12 protein-coding genes are annotated in these 14,062 nt (G+C 70.1%); 6 read left to right on the top strand and 6 right to left on the bottom strand.

Annotation, left to right across the window (positions count from 1 at the left end):
- Positions 1-160 precede the first annotated feature (160 nt).
- The 3 genes from flgK to KPB06_RS05885 all read left to right on the top strand — a co-directional run bounded on the left by flgK (position 161) and on the right by KPB06_RS05885 (position 4,999).
- Positions 161-2,146 carry a flagellar hook-associated protein FlgK gene (gene flgK / locus KPB06_RS05895; protein ID WP_059583895.1) on the top strand — a complete coding sequence of 662 codons (1,986 nt, stop codon included), beginning with the start codon at positions 161-163 and terminating at the stop codon, positions 2,144-2,146.
- A 23-nt stretch (positions 2,147-2,169) separates the two neighbouring features.
- The gene (gene flgL / locus KPB06_RS05890; protein WP_059583893.1) at positions 2,170-3,411 is read left to right on the top strand and encodes a flagellar hook-associated protein FlgL; all 1,242 of its coding nucleotides are present in this window, start codon (positions 2,170-2,172) and stop codon (positions 3,409-3,411) included.
- Positions 3,412-3,691: 280 nt separating this feature from the next.
- Positions 3,692-4,999, top strand: a complete 1,308-nt coding sequence (locus KPB06_RS05885; protein WP_059583890.1) for a solute carrier family 23 protein — start codon at positions 3,692-3,694, stop codon at positions 4,997-4,999.
- Positions 5,000-5,027: 28 nt separating this feature from the next.
- Here the strand turns inward: KPB06_RS05885 and KPB06_RS05880 are convergent, their stop codons facing one another.
- From KPB06_RS05880 to KPB06_RS05855, 6 genes are all read right to left on the bottom strand, one after another.
- The gene (locus KPB06_RS05880; RefSeq protein WP_081066434.1) at positions 5,028-5,609 is read right to left on the bottom strand and encodes a hypothetical protein; all 582 of its coding nucleotides are present in this window, start codon (positions 5,607-5,609) and stop codon (positions 5,028-5,030) included.
- Between the two features lie 72 nt (positions 5,610-5,681).
- Entirely contained in the window at positions 5,682-6,215 is a 534-nt protein-coding gene (locus KPB06_RS05875) for a Csu type fimbrial protein (RefSeq protein WP_226094052.1), read from the bottom strand.
- Positions 6,212-8,515 carry a fimbria/pilus outer membrane usher protein gene (locus KPB06_RS05870; protein WP_226094051.1) on the bottom strand — a complete coding sequence of 768 codons (2,304 nt, stop codon included), beginning with the start codon at positions 8,513-8,515 and terminating at the stop codon, positions 6,212-6,214. The genes KPB06_RS05875 and KPB06_RS05870 overlap by 4 nt, the downstream gene beginning before the upstream one ends.
- 25 nt (positions 8,516-8,540) lie before the next feature.
- Positions 8,541-9,293: a fimbrial biogenesis chaperone gene (locus KPB06_RS05865; protein WP_059583888.1), complete on the bottom strand. Its 753-nt coding sequence runs from the start codon at positions 9,291-9,293 to the stop codon at positions 8,541-8,543.
- Between the two features lie 94 nt (positions 9,294-9,387).
- Positions 9,388-9,894, bottom strand: a complete 507-nt coding sequence (locus KPB06_RS05860; RefSeq protein ID WP_059583886.1) for a Csu type fimbrial protein — start codon at positions 9,892-9,894, stop codon at positions 9,388-9,390.
- A gap of 845 nt (positions 9,895-10,739) precedes the next feature.
- Entirely contained in the window at positions 10,740-11,624 is an 885-nt protein-coding gene (locus KPB06_RS05855) for a transcriptional regulator GcvA (RefSeq protein ID WP_059583884.1), read from the bottom strand.
- A gap of 96 nt (positions 11,625-11,720) precedes the next feature.
- Between KPB06_RS05855 and KPB06_RS05850 the strand changes: the two genes are divergently transcribed.
- The 3 genes from KPB06_RS05850 (at position 11,721) to KPB06_RS05840 (ending at position 13,851) form a co-directional block, all read left to right on the top strand.
- A complete protein-coding gene (locus tag KPB06_RS05850) occupies positions 11,721-12,389 on the top strand; it encodes a chromate transporter (RefSeq protein ID WP_059583882.1) in 669 nt (222 codons plus the stop codon).
- The gene (locus KPB06_RS05845) at positions 12,386-12,913 is read left to right on the top strand and encodes a chromate transporter (protein WP_059583880.1); all 528 of its coding nucleotides are present in this window, start codon (positions 12,386-12,388) and stop codon (positions 12,911-12,913) included. Before KPB06_RS05850 ends, KPB06_RS05845 begins: the two co-directional genes overlap by 4 nt.
- 191 nt (positions 12,914-13,104) lie before the next feature.
- Positions 13,105-13,851, top strand: coding sequence for a YoaK family protein (locus KPB06_RS05840; RefSeq protein ID WP_060010296.1), 747 nt, complete (start codon positions 13,105-13,107; stop codon positions 13,849-13,851).
- Positions 13,852-14,062: the final 211 nt, after the last annotated feature.

Here is a 14,062-nt window from a genome sequence, read left to right as displayed (position 1 = left end):
CGCAGCGCCGCCGGCGCCTCGTGCCGGCCGCTTCCGACGGCGACGCACGCTCGTGCGCCGCGCGTGCATTTTTTCCTCAATTTTTTCGATCCGCGGCCGTTATACCGGGAGTCACGCAACCCGGCGGCCGCAACGCGCGGCCGGCTCATCAGGATCGCGCATGTCCAACACACTCATGAACCTCGGCGTCAGCGGCCTGAATGCCGCGCTCTGGGGCCTCACGACGACCGGCAACAACATCAGCAACGCCGCGACGCCCGGCTATTCGGTCGAGCGGCCCGTGTATGCCGAAGCGAGCGGCCAGTACACGGGCAGCGGCTACATGCCGCAAGGCGTGAACACCGTCACCGTGCAGCGGCAGTACAGCCAGTACCTGAGCGACCAGTTGAACACCGCGCAGACGCAGGGCAGCGCGCTGTCGACCTGGTACACGCTCGTCGCGCAGCTGAACAACTACATCGGCAGCCCGACGGCCGGCATCTCGACCGCGATCACGAGCTACTTCACCGGCCTGCAGAACGTCGCGAACAACGCGTCCGACCCGTCCGTGCGGCAAACCGCGATCAGCAACGCGCAGACGCTGGCCAACCAGATCAACGCGGCCGGCCAGCAGTACGACGCGCTGCGCCAGAGCGTGAACACCCAGCTCACCAGCACGGTGTCGCAGATCAACACGTACACCGCTCAGATCGCCGAGCTGAACCAGCAGATCTCGGCGGCGAGCAGCCAGGGCCAGCCGCCGAACCAGCTGATGGACCAGCGCGACCTCGCCGTGTCGAACCTGTCGAGCCTCGCCGGCGTCCAGGTCGTGCGCAACGAGGGCGGCTACAGCTTGTTCCTCGCGGGCGGCCAGCCGCTCGTCGTCGCCGACAAGAGCTACCAGCTCGCGACCGTCTCGTCGCCGTCGGATCCGAGCGAGCTGACCGTCGTGTCGCAGGGCATCGCCGGCGCGAACCCGCAGGGGCCGAACCAGGCGTTGCCCGATTCGTCGCTGTCGGGCGGCACGCTCGGCGGCCTGCTCGCATTCCGCAGCCAGACACTCGACCCCGCGCAGGCGCAGCTCGGCGCGATCGCGACCAGCTTCGCCGCGCAGGTCAACGCGCAGAACGCGCTCGGCATCGACCTGTCGGGCAATCCGGGCGGCAACCTGTTCAACGTGCCGTCGCCGACCGTGTACGCGACCCAGGGGAATACCGGCAACGCGTCGCTGTCGGTGTCGTTCGCGAACGCGTCGCGGCCGACGACGAGCGACTATACGCTCTCGTTCGACGGCGCGAATTACACGCTGACCGACCGCGCGAGCGGCGCGGTGGTCGACCAGAAGGCGGGCCCGATGCCGGTTTCGCTCGGCGGGCTGAACTTCTCGGCCGCGACCGGCACGCAGATGCAGCCGGGCGACAAGTTCACCGTGCTGCCGACGCGCGGCGCGCTGAACGGCTTCGGCCTTGCGACGACGAGCTTCTCGGCGATCGCGGCCGCGTCGCCGGCCGTCACGTCGGCGGCGAGCACCAACACGGGCACGGGCAAGATCACGCTGGGCGGCGTGACCTCGGGCTATCAGGTGCCGACGACCAAGCTGACCTTCGACGCGACGGCAAAGACGCTGACGGGCTTCCCGGTCGGCACGACGGTGACGGTCGGGACGACGCCGCCGACGACGGTGACCATCGTGAATCCGACGGACACCGTCCCGTACGACCCGGCGTCCGGCGCGACGATGACGATGTCGGGGACGGCCGCGGGCGCACTCAACGGCGTGAGCGTGTCGCTGTCCGGCGCGCCGGCGACCGGCGATTCGTTCACGATCGGGCCGTACGCCGGCGGCACCAGCGACGGCTCCAATGCACGGGCGCTGTCGCAACTCGTCAATGCGAAGGCGCTCGGCGGCGGCACGACGACCCTCACGGGCGCGTACGCGACCTACGTCAACGGCATCGGCAACACGGCGACGCAGCTGAAATCGTCGAGCACCGCGCAGACCGCGCTGGTCGGTCAGATCACGCAGGCACAGCAGTCGGTGTCGGGCGTGAACCAGAACGAGGAAGCGGCCAACCTGATGCAGTACCAGCAGCTTTACCAGGCGAACGCGAAGGTGATTCAGACGGCGGCGACGCTGTTCCAGACCGTCCTTGGCCTGTTCAACTGACCGGATTCGAGAGGATAGAAACGATGCGGATCTCCAGCGCCCAGTATTTCCAGCTGAACGTCACGCAGATGAACGACCAGCAGGCCCAGCTTGCGCAGCTGTACCAGCAGATCGCGAGCGGCGTGAGCCTGCAGACGGCGGCGGACAATCCGGTCGGTGCGGCGCAGGCCGTGCAGTTGTCGATGACGTCGGCGACGCTGTCGCAGTACGCGACCAACCAGACCACGGCGCTCGCGTCGCTGCAGGCCGAGGACCAGGCGCTGCAGAACGTGAGCGGCGTGCTCACGAGCGCGCAGACGCTGCTCGTGCGGGCGGGCGACGGCTCGCTGTCCGACAGCAACCGGGCGGCGCTGGCGACGCAGCTGCAGGGCTACCGCGACCAGTTGCTGACGCTCGCGAACACCAACGACGGCGCCGGCACCTACCTGTTCGCCGGCACGAACAATTCCGCGCCGCCGTTCAAGGCCGCGCCGAACGGCAGCGTGGCGTATGTCGGCGACACCGGCACGCGCGACGTGCAGATCGCCGATTCGAGCACCGTGTCGCAGAGCGACACGGGGGCGGCCGTCTTCATGTCGGTGCCGGCGATCGGCAGCACGCCCGTGCCGTCGGCGGGCGCCGCCAATGCGGGCACCGCCACGATCGGCACGGTGGCCGTGACGAACCCGGCGGCCGCGACGAACGGCCATCAGTTCGCGATCACGTTCGGCGGCACGCCCGCCGCGCCGACCTACACGGTGACCGACAACTCGGTCAGCCCGCCGAGCACCACGCCGGCGCAGGCCTATTCGGCCGGCTCGGCGATCTCGCTCGGCAACGGCATGACGGTGGCGGTGTCGGGCACGCCGGCCGTCGGCGACACGTTCGCGGTCGACCCGGCGCCGCAGGCGAGCGGCGGCGCCGACATATTCTCGACACTCGACGCGATGATTTCGGCGCTGAACAAGCCCGTGACCGGCAACCCGGTGGCGAGCGCCGCGCTGACGAATGCGCTGATGACGGGCTCGACCAAGCTCGGCAACACGATGCGCAACGTCACGACGATCCAGGCGTCGGTCGGCGGCCGCGAGCAGGAAGTCAAGGCGATGCAGGCCGTCAACCAGTCCGCGGCGCTGCAGACGAGCAGCAACCTGTCGGATCTGACGAGCACCAACATGGTGACGACGATCAGCCAGTACCTGCAGGTGCAGAACGCGCTGACCGGCGCGCAGAAGGCCTACGTGCAGTTGCAGAACATGTCGCTGTTCCAGTACATCAATCCGTGACGTACGCGGCGCCGGCTGCGATGTGAGCGCATGCTTGCTTCGCGGCCGGCGCGCGCCGCCGCCCCGCGCGTCGGGCGCGGACGGGCGCTTCACCGGGCCGCGCGCCCGCGCACCGGTTCTCTGGCGCGACCTGCCGCTCCGGCACCTGGCCGTTCCGCTTGCCGGCCCCGCCTGCCGGTTCGCTTGCCAGCCCCATTTCCGCTCCGTAAACTCGCGCCAGATTCCAGACCGGCGCATCCCTGGCAGCCGGCGACCGACGACCGACAGGAGCGCTTTCCCCATGTCCGATTCCTACTTCCCGCGCTGGCGGGTCCAACCGACCGGCGCGGCCTCGCGCGTGGTCGGCCCCGACGAACGTCTCGCGTGGCCGCAGATGGTCGCGATGGGCGTGCAGCACGTCGTCGCGATGTTCGGTTCGACCGTGCTCGCGCCGCTGCTGATGGGCTTCGACCCGAACCTGTGCATCTTCATGTCGGGCATCGGCACGCTGCTGTTCTTCGTGCTGGTCGGCGGGCGCGTGCCGAGCTACCTCGGCTCGAGCTTCGCGTTCATCGGCCTCGTGATCGCGGTGACTGGCTACGGCGGCAGCGGCCCGAACCCGAACATTCCGGTCGCGCTCGGCGGGATCGTCGCGTGCGGCGTCGTGTACGTGGCGCTCGGCGCGCTCGTGCAGGCGATCGGCACGCGCTGGATCGAGACGCTGATGCCGCCCGTCGTGACCGGCGCGGTGGTCGCGGTGATCGGGCTGAACCTCGCGCCGATCGCGGTCAAGGGCGTGTCGGGCTCGACCTTCGATTCGGTGATGGCGCTCGTCACGGTGCTGTGCGTCGGCGGCGTCGCGGTGTTCGCGCGCGGGACGGTGCAGCGCCTGCTGATCCTCGTCGGGCTCGTGATCGCGTACGTGATCTACGCGATCGCGACCAACGGGATGGGCTTCGGCAAGCCGATCGATTTCGCGATCGTCGCGCATGCCGCGTGGTTCGGCGTGCCGGGCTTTCGCGCGCCGGTGTTCGATCCGCACGCGATGCTGATGCTCGCGCCGATCGCGGTGATCCTGGTCGCGGAGAACCTCGGCCACATCAAGGCCGTCAGCGCGATGACGGGCACCAACCTCGACCGCTACGTCGGCCGCGCGTTCATCGGCGACGGGCTCGCGACGATCGTGTCGGGCAGCGTCGGCGGCACGGGCGTGACCACCTACGCGGAGAACATCGGCGTGATGGCCGTCACGCGGATCTATTCGACGCTGGTGTTCGCGGTCGCCGCGCTGATCGCGATCGGGCTCGGCTTCTCGCCGAAGTTCGGCGCGGTGATCCAGACGATCCCGGGCCCCGTGCTCGGCGGCGTGTCGATCGTGGTGTTCGGGCTGATCGCGGTGACGGGCGCGCGGATCTGGGTCGTCAACAAGGTCGACTTCTCCGACAACCGCAACCTGATCGTCGCGGCCGTCACGCTGGTGCTCGGCGCCGGCGACTTCTCGCTGAAGATCGGCGGCTTCGGGCTCGGCGGGATCGGCACCGCGACGTTCGGCGCGATCATCCTGTACGCGATCCTGCGCAAGGAGAAGGAGCCGGGGCCGGTGGTGTGAGGCGCGGGGGAGGCCGGCGCATCGGCCATCACGGATTCGGCTGCACCGAAAACGTGAGTGGCCACGCAAAGGTTCCGTCCTTCGCCTTCGGCGCGAACACGAACCGATAGGTCAGCGTAAACGTCGTGTTCAGCGCCGTATACGGCACGTTGATCGTGCCGCCCGTTCCCGGCAGCACCACCTTGCCGCCGAAGCCGCTGATCTCGATCGAACTGAACTGCGACAGGCTCGCGGCGGCAACCTGTACGCGCACCGTATAACCAGCCCGGTCGTTGGTCTGGACCGCGAGGGTCGTCCCCGACGGGTTGTTCGCGTTCGGCACGGCCAGGTAGCCGATGCTCGTGTCCTTGTTCGCGATCACGAGCTTCGCCGGATGGGTCGCGTTCAGCCGCGCATACGCCTGGACCGTTGCCCCGACCTGCACCGGGCGGCTGGCCTGCTTCGCGGCGCTCGGGCCGGGCACCGCGCCGACGAGCGCGATCGAGAGCGCGGCCAGTGCGGCCAGCAGCCCGCGCGCGCGGCCCGCACCGCATGGCGCGAGTGGCGCCGCACCGGTCCGTCCGCGGGCGCGCCGCGCTGCGGCGGCGCTCGCTGTCTGGGTTCGATTCATGTCTGCCCCCGTTGTCCGAGTCCGTGATGGTGGTCGATGGCGGCATGCGCGACGCACGCGCCGTTGGCTCGCCTAGTAGTTGAACAGGATCGTGATGTTGTGGTCCGCGTAGCTGCCCGGCACGGCGTTCTGGCCGCCGCGGATCAGCCCGTACACGGTCGCGCTGAATGCGCCGGCGCCCGTGATCTTGCCCCATGAAATCGTCGACGTGCCGCTCGTGCCGTCTCCCCAGACCGACGTGTGCGCGCTGTCGAGATACAGGTTGTAGCCGAGCGTCTGCGTGTCGCCGGTGCGCGTCATCAGCCGGTTCGCGAACGTGCCGCCGCCCGCGCTCGCCGTGACCGTCGGCGTCGCGTTGCCGCTGCCGGTGCAGTTCACCGAGACGGTGACGGCCGACGTCGCCGCGTTGATGGTGTCGTACGTGCCGAACACCATCGACGACGGTGCCGCCATCGTGCACGTCGTCGCCGCGCGCGCGGCCGGCACGGCCATCAGCGCGGCGCCGGCGGCGAACAACGCGAACGCGGCGGACGCCGCGGAGGTCGCGGCCGTCGCGCGAACGCGCGGGAGCCGGACCGGCCGCCCGGCATGCTTGCGATGTCTCATGGTGTGACTCCCTTGCAAAGATGGGTGCCGAGGTCCGGCAGCGGATCGTCACCGGCGGGAAAGCGCACGGTCACGTCGCACTGCCGGTCGCGCCACGCCGCATGCAGGCGGTTCTGCTCCGACAGTCCGGTGACGTACACGACGCCGTCGCGGCCGACTGGAAACGCGTCCTTCCGCCCGTCGATCGTGACGATCGCGCCGGCCGGCAGGTGCGCGCCGTCCGCGAGATCGAGCGTGAGCATCGCGCCGCGCGAGCGCGTGATCGGGAACACGAGCGCCATGCCGCTGCGGAAGTAGGGCACCGCGTCGAGCTTCAGCGTGCCGATCGTCGCGTCGAACGGAAGATCGGCCTGCTCGATCGAAATCGGGTTGTTTTCATACGCGCGCAGCCGCGGCAGCAGCGCGACGCCGCTCGCGTCCGTGTGCGCGACGAGCTGGTTGTCCGCGAGGATGCCGACGTTGGCGAAGCCCGGCACCTTGACCAGCGCGAAGCTGTCGGTGATCTGCCGCGACAGGCGCGCGGTGCCGTCGACGAACGCGACGCCGCCCGCGACGTTGGCGCGCACGCCGGCGCGGCCGCGATACGCCGCCGCCTCGACGCTGTAGGTGCCGGTGCGCGTCTGCAGCGTCGCGCTCGCGTCCTGCGTATCGTTGCCGGCCTGCAGCGCGTAGCCGAAACCTTCGCCGACCGGCAGGCTGCGCTGCAGTTGCGCGAGCATTTCGGTGCGGCCCTGCTGGTGCATCATCGTGACCGATGCGCTCGTGCGGTTGTCGACCGGAATCGTCCACGCGACGCCGACGATCGTCGCGCCAGCGCCGCTCAGCGGCTTGCTGACGCTGACGTTGGCGAAGCCGAAGCGACCGAGCTGCGCGCTGTAGCTGAGCGACAGCAACTGGGTCTTGTAGCCGTCGCGATCGTCGAGGAACACGTGCGCGAGCCCGAGCGAGCCGAAGCGGCCCATCCCGAGGCCGACGTTGACGCTCGTCAGCAGCTTCGGCGCGAGCCTGCCCGGCTCGAGCCCGATCTGCGCGAAATGCGGGGTCGCCCATTGCGCGTGCGCGCCGATCTCCACGAGGCCGGCCTGGCTCTCGGCGCCGATCGTCGCCAGCGCGCCCGCGCCACCGGCGCTGCGGCTCGCCGCCGCCGCCGCGTTGAGGACGCCGAGCGGCCCGGCCAGCACCACGCCGCCGACGCCGACGTTTTGCCGCGACGCTTCGGCTTCCGCGTGGATCTCGCCGGTGAACCGGTCGGTCATGCCGATCCGGTGCGTCGCGCTGGCGAACCAGCGCCCGTAGTCGTTGCTCGCGAGGCCGAAATCGCGCCGCTCCTTGCCGATCTCGTACGAGAAATCCTGCATCCCCCGCTTCAGCAGATTCGCGCTTGCGTAGAACGATTGCGTGATCACCTGCTCGCGACCCATCACGTCGCGCACCACGACCCGCACGTCGCCCTGGCCGGTCACCACCGGCACGTTGTTGATCGCGAACGGGCCGGGGGCGACCTCGCGCGTCGACGTCAGCGCGTTGTTGACGTAGACGTCGACCGTCGAAGGCAGCACGGCCTGCCCGCTCACGCCCTGCAGCGGGATCGTGACGAGCCCCGGCTGCGTCGCGAAATTGGTCGCGTACTGGATGCCGCCGAAGCGGACCGCGCGGCCCCACATCCCCGCCCGGCTGATCGCGTCGCCGATGCGCAGGCTCGCGAGATGGCCGGGCCGATCGGTCGTCCACGTGGTTTCGAGGCGCGTGAGGCGCCGCGTCGGGCCCGCTTCGTCCGCGAGAAACGTGCCGACGCCCACGCCGAAGCGGTTGAAGAAGCCAAGCTCGAACAGTCCGGAGCCGTGCGTCTGGCCCGCGGCCTGTTCGGCAAGCAGGTCGTAGTTGAAGAAGCCGCCGATGCCCGGCTCGACGGCCGACGCGCGGTGCCGCTCGGTCTCGTCGAAGGTCGCGCCGACGAATGCCTGGGCCGGAGCGCTGATCGCCATCGTCAGATTCTGCTCGTCGACGGTGTACGTGAGGCCCGCGATCGCGTTCAGCGGGTAGTACGGCGTGTCGTTGCCGGCCAGCGGCGCGACGTCCGGCCGCCTGAGCCGCCAGCGCTTCAGGTCGTCGGCCGACACGTAGAACGCGCCGTCGGCCGCCTTGATCAGCAACGCGGTTTCGTCGAGGCCCTGGCGGTTGATGTCGACCTGGTACAGCAGCTCGGCCGGGCCGCCCGCCGCGCCATGCGACGCCTGCGCGGCCGCGGCGGCCGGTGCCGCGACGAGACGTTCTTGTGCGTGTGGGGTCTGCGCGCTCATGAGAATCGCGATCAGCAGCGCCGCGTCAGCGCGCGTTCGGCGCGAGCGTCGTATCGATGTCGCCCGCATCGGAGTAGCCGATCAGGTGCATGCCGGAGGCAACGGCCGGCGCGGTTCCGGCGCCGGGCTTGAACGTCAGTTCGCGCGACTGGCCGGGCAGCACGTACGCGAATTCCGCATGCGTGGCGACGGGGCGATCGCTGCCCGGCGCGAGCAGCGCGAGGTTCGCCACCTGCGCATGCGCGGTGCCGTCGTTGGTCACGCGTAACGCGAGCGTGCCCGAGCCGCCCGGGCGCGGCTCCGCGCTCCAGCGCAGCCGCGGGGCGGTGTCGACGGCCGGCTTCACGAAGATCGGCAGGCTCATTTCCAGCGCGATCTGCACGCCGGTGAAACCGGGCTTCGGCGCGGGCGGAATCTCCTGCAGATACAGCCGGTAGCTGGTTTCGCGGTCAGCGGCGGGCGGATGCCGCAGGCCGACGCGCACGACCTGCGCACTGCCGGGCGCGATCGTGAAGATCGGCGGCGCGGCGATCAGGTCGCCGGTCGACGCATAGACGTCGTCGCCCGCGTTTTGCGACCACGCGACGGTGCGCAGCTGGACGATCACGGGCTGGTCGGGCGATTCGTTGCGCACCGTCAGCGCGACGCTGCGTTGCGCGGCCGACAGCTCGACGCGCACGGGCGACACGGTGAAGTCGGTGGCCCGGCTGTCGGCGGAGGCGGCGGCGAGCGTCACGGCCGCGAGCCAGGTCGCGAGTTTGTACACGTTCGGTTTCATCACGGATCCACCTCCAGGGGGGCGCTGCTGGATGTTCGACGTCTGCCGGTCGGGAGGGCGCGCATCTGCGCTGCCGCACGCCCTCCGCGCGGCACTAAAACGTGACGGTGACCGTCACCGTGTCCGCATAGCTGCCCGGCACCGCATTGGGCTGGTCCGGCACCTTGCCGTACACGGTCTTGGTGATCGCCTGCGCCATCGCCATCCCCTGGCCGGTGCCGTTGACGGTATCGCTCGGCGGCGTGTTGCCCCACACGACCGTGCGGTTCGAATCCTGGTACAGCGAGTAGTTGAGCTGGTTCGAGCCGCTCGTCATGATGCGGTTGGCGACCGTGGCGCCGGACGTCGTGCCCGCATTCAGGCCGATGTTGAAGTTCGTCCCGTTCGTGCAGCGGACCGTGATCGCGGACTGCGCCGATTGATCGCCGGTTCCCGGTGTGTAGGCGGGGAAAGTCAGCGCGCCGGCCGAGTCGATCAGGCACGTTGCGTTGACGGTGGCGGATACGCCGAACGTCGTGGTGGTCTGTCCGGCCGATGCCGAGAGGGCCGTGCAGGCGAGCGATGCGGCAAGCGCCGCGTGGGTCAGTACGGAGTGCTTCATGATGCAGTTCTCCCTTGAGAGCTGGAATGTGCGGCCGGTGCGTCGAGCCGTTCGGGACGGGATCTCGATCGTCAGCGCGCGATGCGTCTTCTGGTCGTGTCGGAATCGGGTCGCTTGCTGGGCGGGCACCTCCTTTGTGTCGTCGTGCGGAATCGGGCGCGCGGCCGGGCAGCCGGCCGCTGCTGCAGCGCGTACCGCGCGAGCCGTGGCCGTTGCCGCTCGCGTGCGCGTCGGCACGCGGGCGGCGCCGCCCTGGCGAGCGGCACGACTCGGCGCGGCGCGCATGCGCGCGGCGAGGGATTTCCGGGATTCGCCTATCGGATCGGCGCGTCGTGACTTCGGGTAACGGTGTGGGCCGTGTGCGCGCATCGGACGGCGACGGTGCGAAGCCGCGCCGCCGGCATCAGCGAATGCGTGACAGGAGCAGTGATGCAGGACAGCAGCCGTGTGACGGCCGATATGAGATTCGACATGATTTCCCCGACCCGCTTGATGATTGTTCGTCGCCTGCATCGAGCCGCCGGCCCGTGCAGTGTCGTTGTCTGCACCGCTGCATCAGCAAGCAACGGGCCAACGCGCGCAGAGCCGCGCAAACAGGGGCAGGGAGGACCGCGTGGGGCCGTCGGCGACGGTGTGCGCGCGCAAATGTTTCAGTCGTGCAACACGGCGCGGCGCGGGCTGGCCGGCGGCGGGCCCGGCGGGCGGGCGATGGCGGGATGACGGGGGCGGCTCACGGCGCACGCGGCCGCGATTCCGCTGGGGAATCGCACGCGCCGCAGGCCGATCGGTTTCATTCGTGCAACGTGCGCGCGGCCGATTCGGTCAGGTGTCGGCGGCACCGCGCATCATGCGTTCACATTCGACTGCGCGGCGAGCCACGCACAGAACTGGGCGACGAGCGGATCGTCGGCCGGCGCGCCCGGCGCGATCCACCAGTAGCTGCGCGTCGCGATGCGCGGGCCGGGCAGCGGCATCACGAGGCGCCCGCTCGCGAGCTCGTCGTCGATCAGCGGCAACGGGCCGAGCGCGACGCCGAGCCCGTCGACGGCCGCCTGCAGCGCCAGGTAGAAGTGGTCGAACGACTGCCGCTTGCGCCCCTTCATCGTCACGCCGGCCGCCGCGAACCAGTCGCGCCAGCCTTCCGGTCGCGTATCCGAATGCAGCAGCACGTGCCGCGCGAGATCGTCCGCGCGGGTAATCGGCGCGCGCTTGAGCAGCGCGGGGCTGCACACCGGGATCACGCTTTCGTCGAGGAAGTGGCCGCTCGTGCAATTCGGCCAGTGGCCGGGGCCGCGGCGGATCGCGACGTCGAAGCCGTTCAGCGTGTCGAGCGGCGCGTTCGACGTCGACAGCTTCAGCTCGACGTTCGGCACGTCGCGCTGGAACCGCGACAGGCGCGGCAGCAGCCATTTCATCGCGAAGGTCGGCAGCGCATTGATGCGCAGCACGCGCGCCGCGCCGGTGCTGCGCAACTGTTCGGTCGCGTGCGCGATGCTGTCGAACGCCGCGCGCACGGTGTCCAGGTAGCGGCGGCCTTCGTCGGTGAGCTTCACGCGCTTGCCGTGGCGATGGAACACCGGCTTGCCGAGCCATGCCTCGAACCCGGCGATCTGCCGGCTGATGGCACCGTGGGTCACATGCAGTTCGTCGCCCGCGGCGCTGAAGCTTTCATGTCGTGCCGCGGCTTCAAAGGCCCGAAGCGCGGAAAAGGGTGGGAGATCGCGTGCCATGCTTGTGATTCTAGATCACAAGGACCCGCCGATAAAATCGTTTTGACGGCATCCCGAACAGCGGTAACCTCGGTTCACCGCTTGATGAGGAGCCCCATGCAATCCGCCTTCCCGCCGGCCTCGCCGCCGCCTGCCGCGTCCCCCCGCAGCGTCGGTCTCACCGAGCTGTTCACCGGTTTCCTGTCGCTCGGCCTGATGTCGTTCGGCGGCGCGTTGCCGTTCGCGCGGCGCACGATCGTCGACGAGCGCAAGTGGCTCTCCGCCGACGAATTCACCGATCTGCTCGGCCTCTGCCAGTTCCTGCCGGGCGGCAACGTGATCAACCTGTCGGTCGCCGTCGGCATGCGCTTTCGCGGCGTGGCCGGCGCGTTCGCCGGCATTCTCGGGCTGATCGCCGGCCCGACGCTCGTCGTCGTCGCGCTCGGCGTGCTGTACGCGAAGACGCAGAACGATCCGCGCGTGCAGCACCTGTTCGCGGGGCTCGCGGCCGCGGCGGCCGGCCTGCTCGTCGCGATGGCCGTGAAGGTCGCGAAGCCGCTGCTTCAGGCGCCGCGCGCGGCGGCCGCGATCGCGGTGCTCGCGTTCGTGGCGATCGCGGTGCTGCGCATGCCGCTCCTGACCACGATGCTGGTGCTGACGCCCGTCAGCATCTGGCTCGCGTCGCGCCGCCGCGCGGCCGGCACGCCGCGGCCGGCGCCGGCTGCCGCGCGGGGCACGCACGATTCGCACGATTCGCCCCACGGGCAACAGGAGCGCCGGCCATGAGCGACACGCTGATCGCCATCGCGACGATCTTCAGCCAGTTGTCGCTGCTCGCGTTCGGCGGCGGCAACACGATCCTGCCGGAGATGCAGCGGCAGGTCGTCGACGTGCATCACTGGATGAGCGCGCACGAGTTCACCGCGCTGTTCGCGCTGGCCCAGGCGGCGCCGGGGCCGAACATGATGATCGTGTCGCTGGTCGGCTGGCACGTGGCCGGCTGGGCCGGGCTGCTGGTCGCGTCGCTCGCGAAGTTCGGGCCGTCGTCGATCGTCACCGTGCTCGCGCTGCATGCGTGGGAGCGCTTTCGCGACCGGCCGTGGCGCCGCTACGTGCAGCAGGGGATGATGCCGGTGACGGTCGGGCTCGTCGCGGCAAGCGCGGTGCTGATTTCCGATGCGTCGAACCGCACCGCGATCCAGTGGGGCATCACGGCCGCATGCGCGGTGCTGGCGTGGCGCACGCGCATTCATCCGCTGTGGCTGCTCGCGGGCGGTGCGTTGATCGGGCTCACGGGCATCGGGCAGTGACTGGCGTGTCGCGTGTCGCCGGCCGTTGCGCGCGACGGTTCAGCGGCTAGTGCGACGCACGGCGCCCGGTGGCGCACGTTATATTGGCGCACGGCAGGCGGCGAAGCCCGGCCGCGCAGTGCCGGCGGCGCGCCGCGCCTGCCGGCACGACCGACATTCGCGCCGCCCGCCGCGCACACCACGGAGGATCGATGGATCTCGACGGCGCCAGCCGCAATCTCACTGTCGCCGCATTGCTGACGCTGTCCGGCGGCTATCTCGACGCGTACACCTACGTCGGCCACGGCCACGTGTTCGCGAACACGATGACCGGCAACGTCGCGCTGCTCGGCATCAACCTGTCGGCCGGCGAATGGGCCGCCGCGCTGCACCACGTGCCCCCGCTCGGCGGCTTCGTGCTCGCGGTCTTCGTCGCGCATCTGTTCGGCCTCGCCGCGCGGCGCGGCTGGATGCGTCATACGGCGTTCGTGAGCCTCATCGTCGAGATCGCGTTTCTCGGCGTCGCCGCGAGCGGCCTCGTCGGTGCGTCGAGCGCATGGCTGATTCCGGGCATCTCGTTCGTCGCGACGTTGCAGACGCTGTCGTTCACGCATCTCGAGGAACTGTCGTACACGTCGGTGATGACGACCGGCAACCTGCGGCGTGCCGCGCAGAAGCTGTTCGTCGGGCTGATCCCGCGCTACGACGCCGGCGCGCTGCACGACTCGGCGCTGCTCGCGACGATCAGTTTCTGTTTCCTGGCCGGCGCGGTGGTCGGCGGCCTCGTGACGCGGCTCGTGCCGGACATCGCGCTGTGGGGCGCGGTGCTGCTGCTCGTCGGCGCGTTCGCGGAGATCGTGCGGCGGGCGTGGCGGCGCGCGGGGAACGGCGGTGCGGGGAGCGAGGACGGTAACGGCGACGCGGGCACCGGCAGCGACGGGGCGACGCAAACGGCCTGACGGCAAGCGGCAAGCGGCAAGCGGCAAGCGGCAAGCGGCAAGCGGCAAGCGGCAAGCGGCAAGCGGCAAGCGGCAGGCGGCAGGCGGCAATCGGCAAGCAGCGGACAGCAAGCGGCAGCCCGCGCAACGATTTCGCCGGCTCTTTCGCCGCAATCCGCGTGACCGCACCGCACCATCGTCGCACCTCGCAGCGCCGTACTCGTCCGCCGGC

The organism is Burkholderia semiarida, from assembly GCF_029268935.1.
GTDB lineage: Bacteria > Pseudomonadota > Gammaproteobacteria > Burkholderiales > Burkholderiaceae > Burkholderia > Burkholderia semiarida.
Note: the sequence above shows the minus strand (reverse complement) of the source record. Positions and strands in the feature narration are given on the sequence as shown.

Excerpts from the sequence above, each read along its gene's own strand:
- flgK (WP_059583895.1), top strand. The coding sequence starts at position 161 with ATGTCCAACACACTCATGAACCTCGGCGTCAGCGGCCTGAATGCCGCG.
- flgL (WP_059583893.1), top strand. The coding sequence starts at position 2,170 with ATGCGGATCTCCAGCGCCCAGTATTTCCAGCTGAACGTCACGCAGATG.
- KPB06_RS05885 (WP_059583890.1), top strand. The coding sequence starts at position 3,692 with ATGTCCGATTCCTACTTCCCGCGCTGGCGGGTCCAACCGACCGGCGCG.
- KPB06_RS05880 (WP_081066434.1), bottom strand. The coding sequence starts at position 5,609 with ATGAATCGAACCCAGACAGCGAGCGCCGCCGCAGCGCGGCGCGCCCGC.
- KPB06_RS05875 (WP_226094052.1), bottom strand. The coding sequence starts at position 6,215 with ATGAGACATCGCAAGCATGCCGGGCGGCCGGTCCGGCTCCCGCGCGTT.
- KPB06_RS05870 (WP_226094051.1), bottom strand. The coding sequence starts at position 8,515 with ATGAGCGCGCAGACCCCACACGCACAAGAACGTCTCGTCGCGGCACCG.
- KPB06_RS05865 (WP_059583888.1), bottom strand. The coding sequence starts at position 9,293 with ATGAAACCGAACGTGTACAAACTCGCGACCTGGCTCGCGGCCGTGACG.
- KPB06_RS05860 (WP_059583886.1), bottom strand. The coding sequence starts at position 9,894 with ATGAAGCACTCCGTACTGACCCACGCGGCGCTTGCCGCATCGCTCGCC.
- KPB06_RS05855 (WP_059583884.1), bottom strand. The coding sequence starts at position 11,624 with ATGGCACGCGATCTCCCACCCTTTTCCGCGCTTCGGGCCTTTGAAGCC.
- KPB06_RS05850 (WP_059583882.1), top strand. The coding sequence starts at position 11,721 with ATGCAATCCGCCTTCCCGCCGGCCTCGCCGCCGCCTGCCGCGTCCCCC.
- KPB06_RS05845 (WP_059583880.1), top strand. The coding sequence starts at position 12,386 with ATGAGCGACACGCTGATCGCCATCGCGACGATCTTCAGCCAGTTGTCG.
- KPB06_RS05840 (WP_060010296.1), top strand. The coding sequence starts at position 13,105 with ATGGATCTCGACGGCGCCAGCCGCAATCTCACTGTCGCCGCATTGCTG.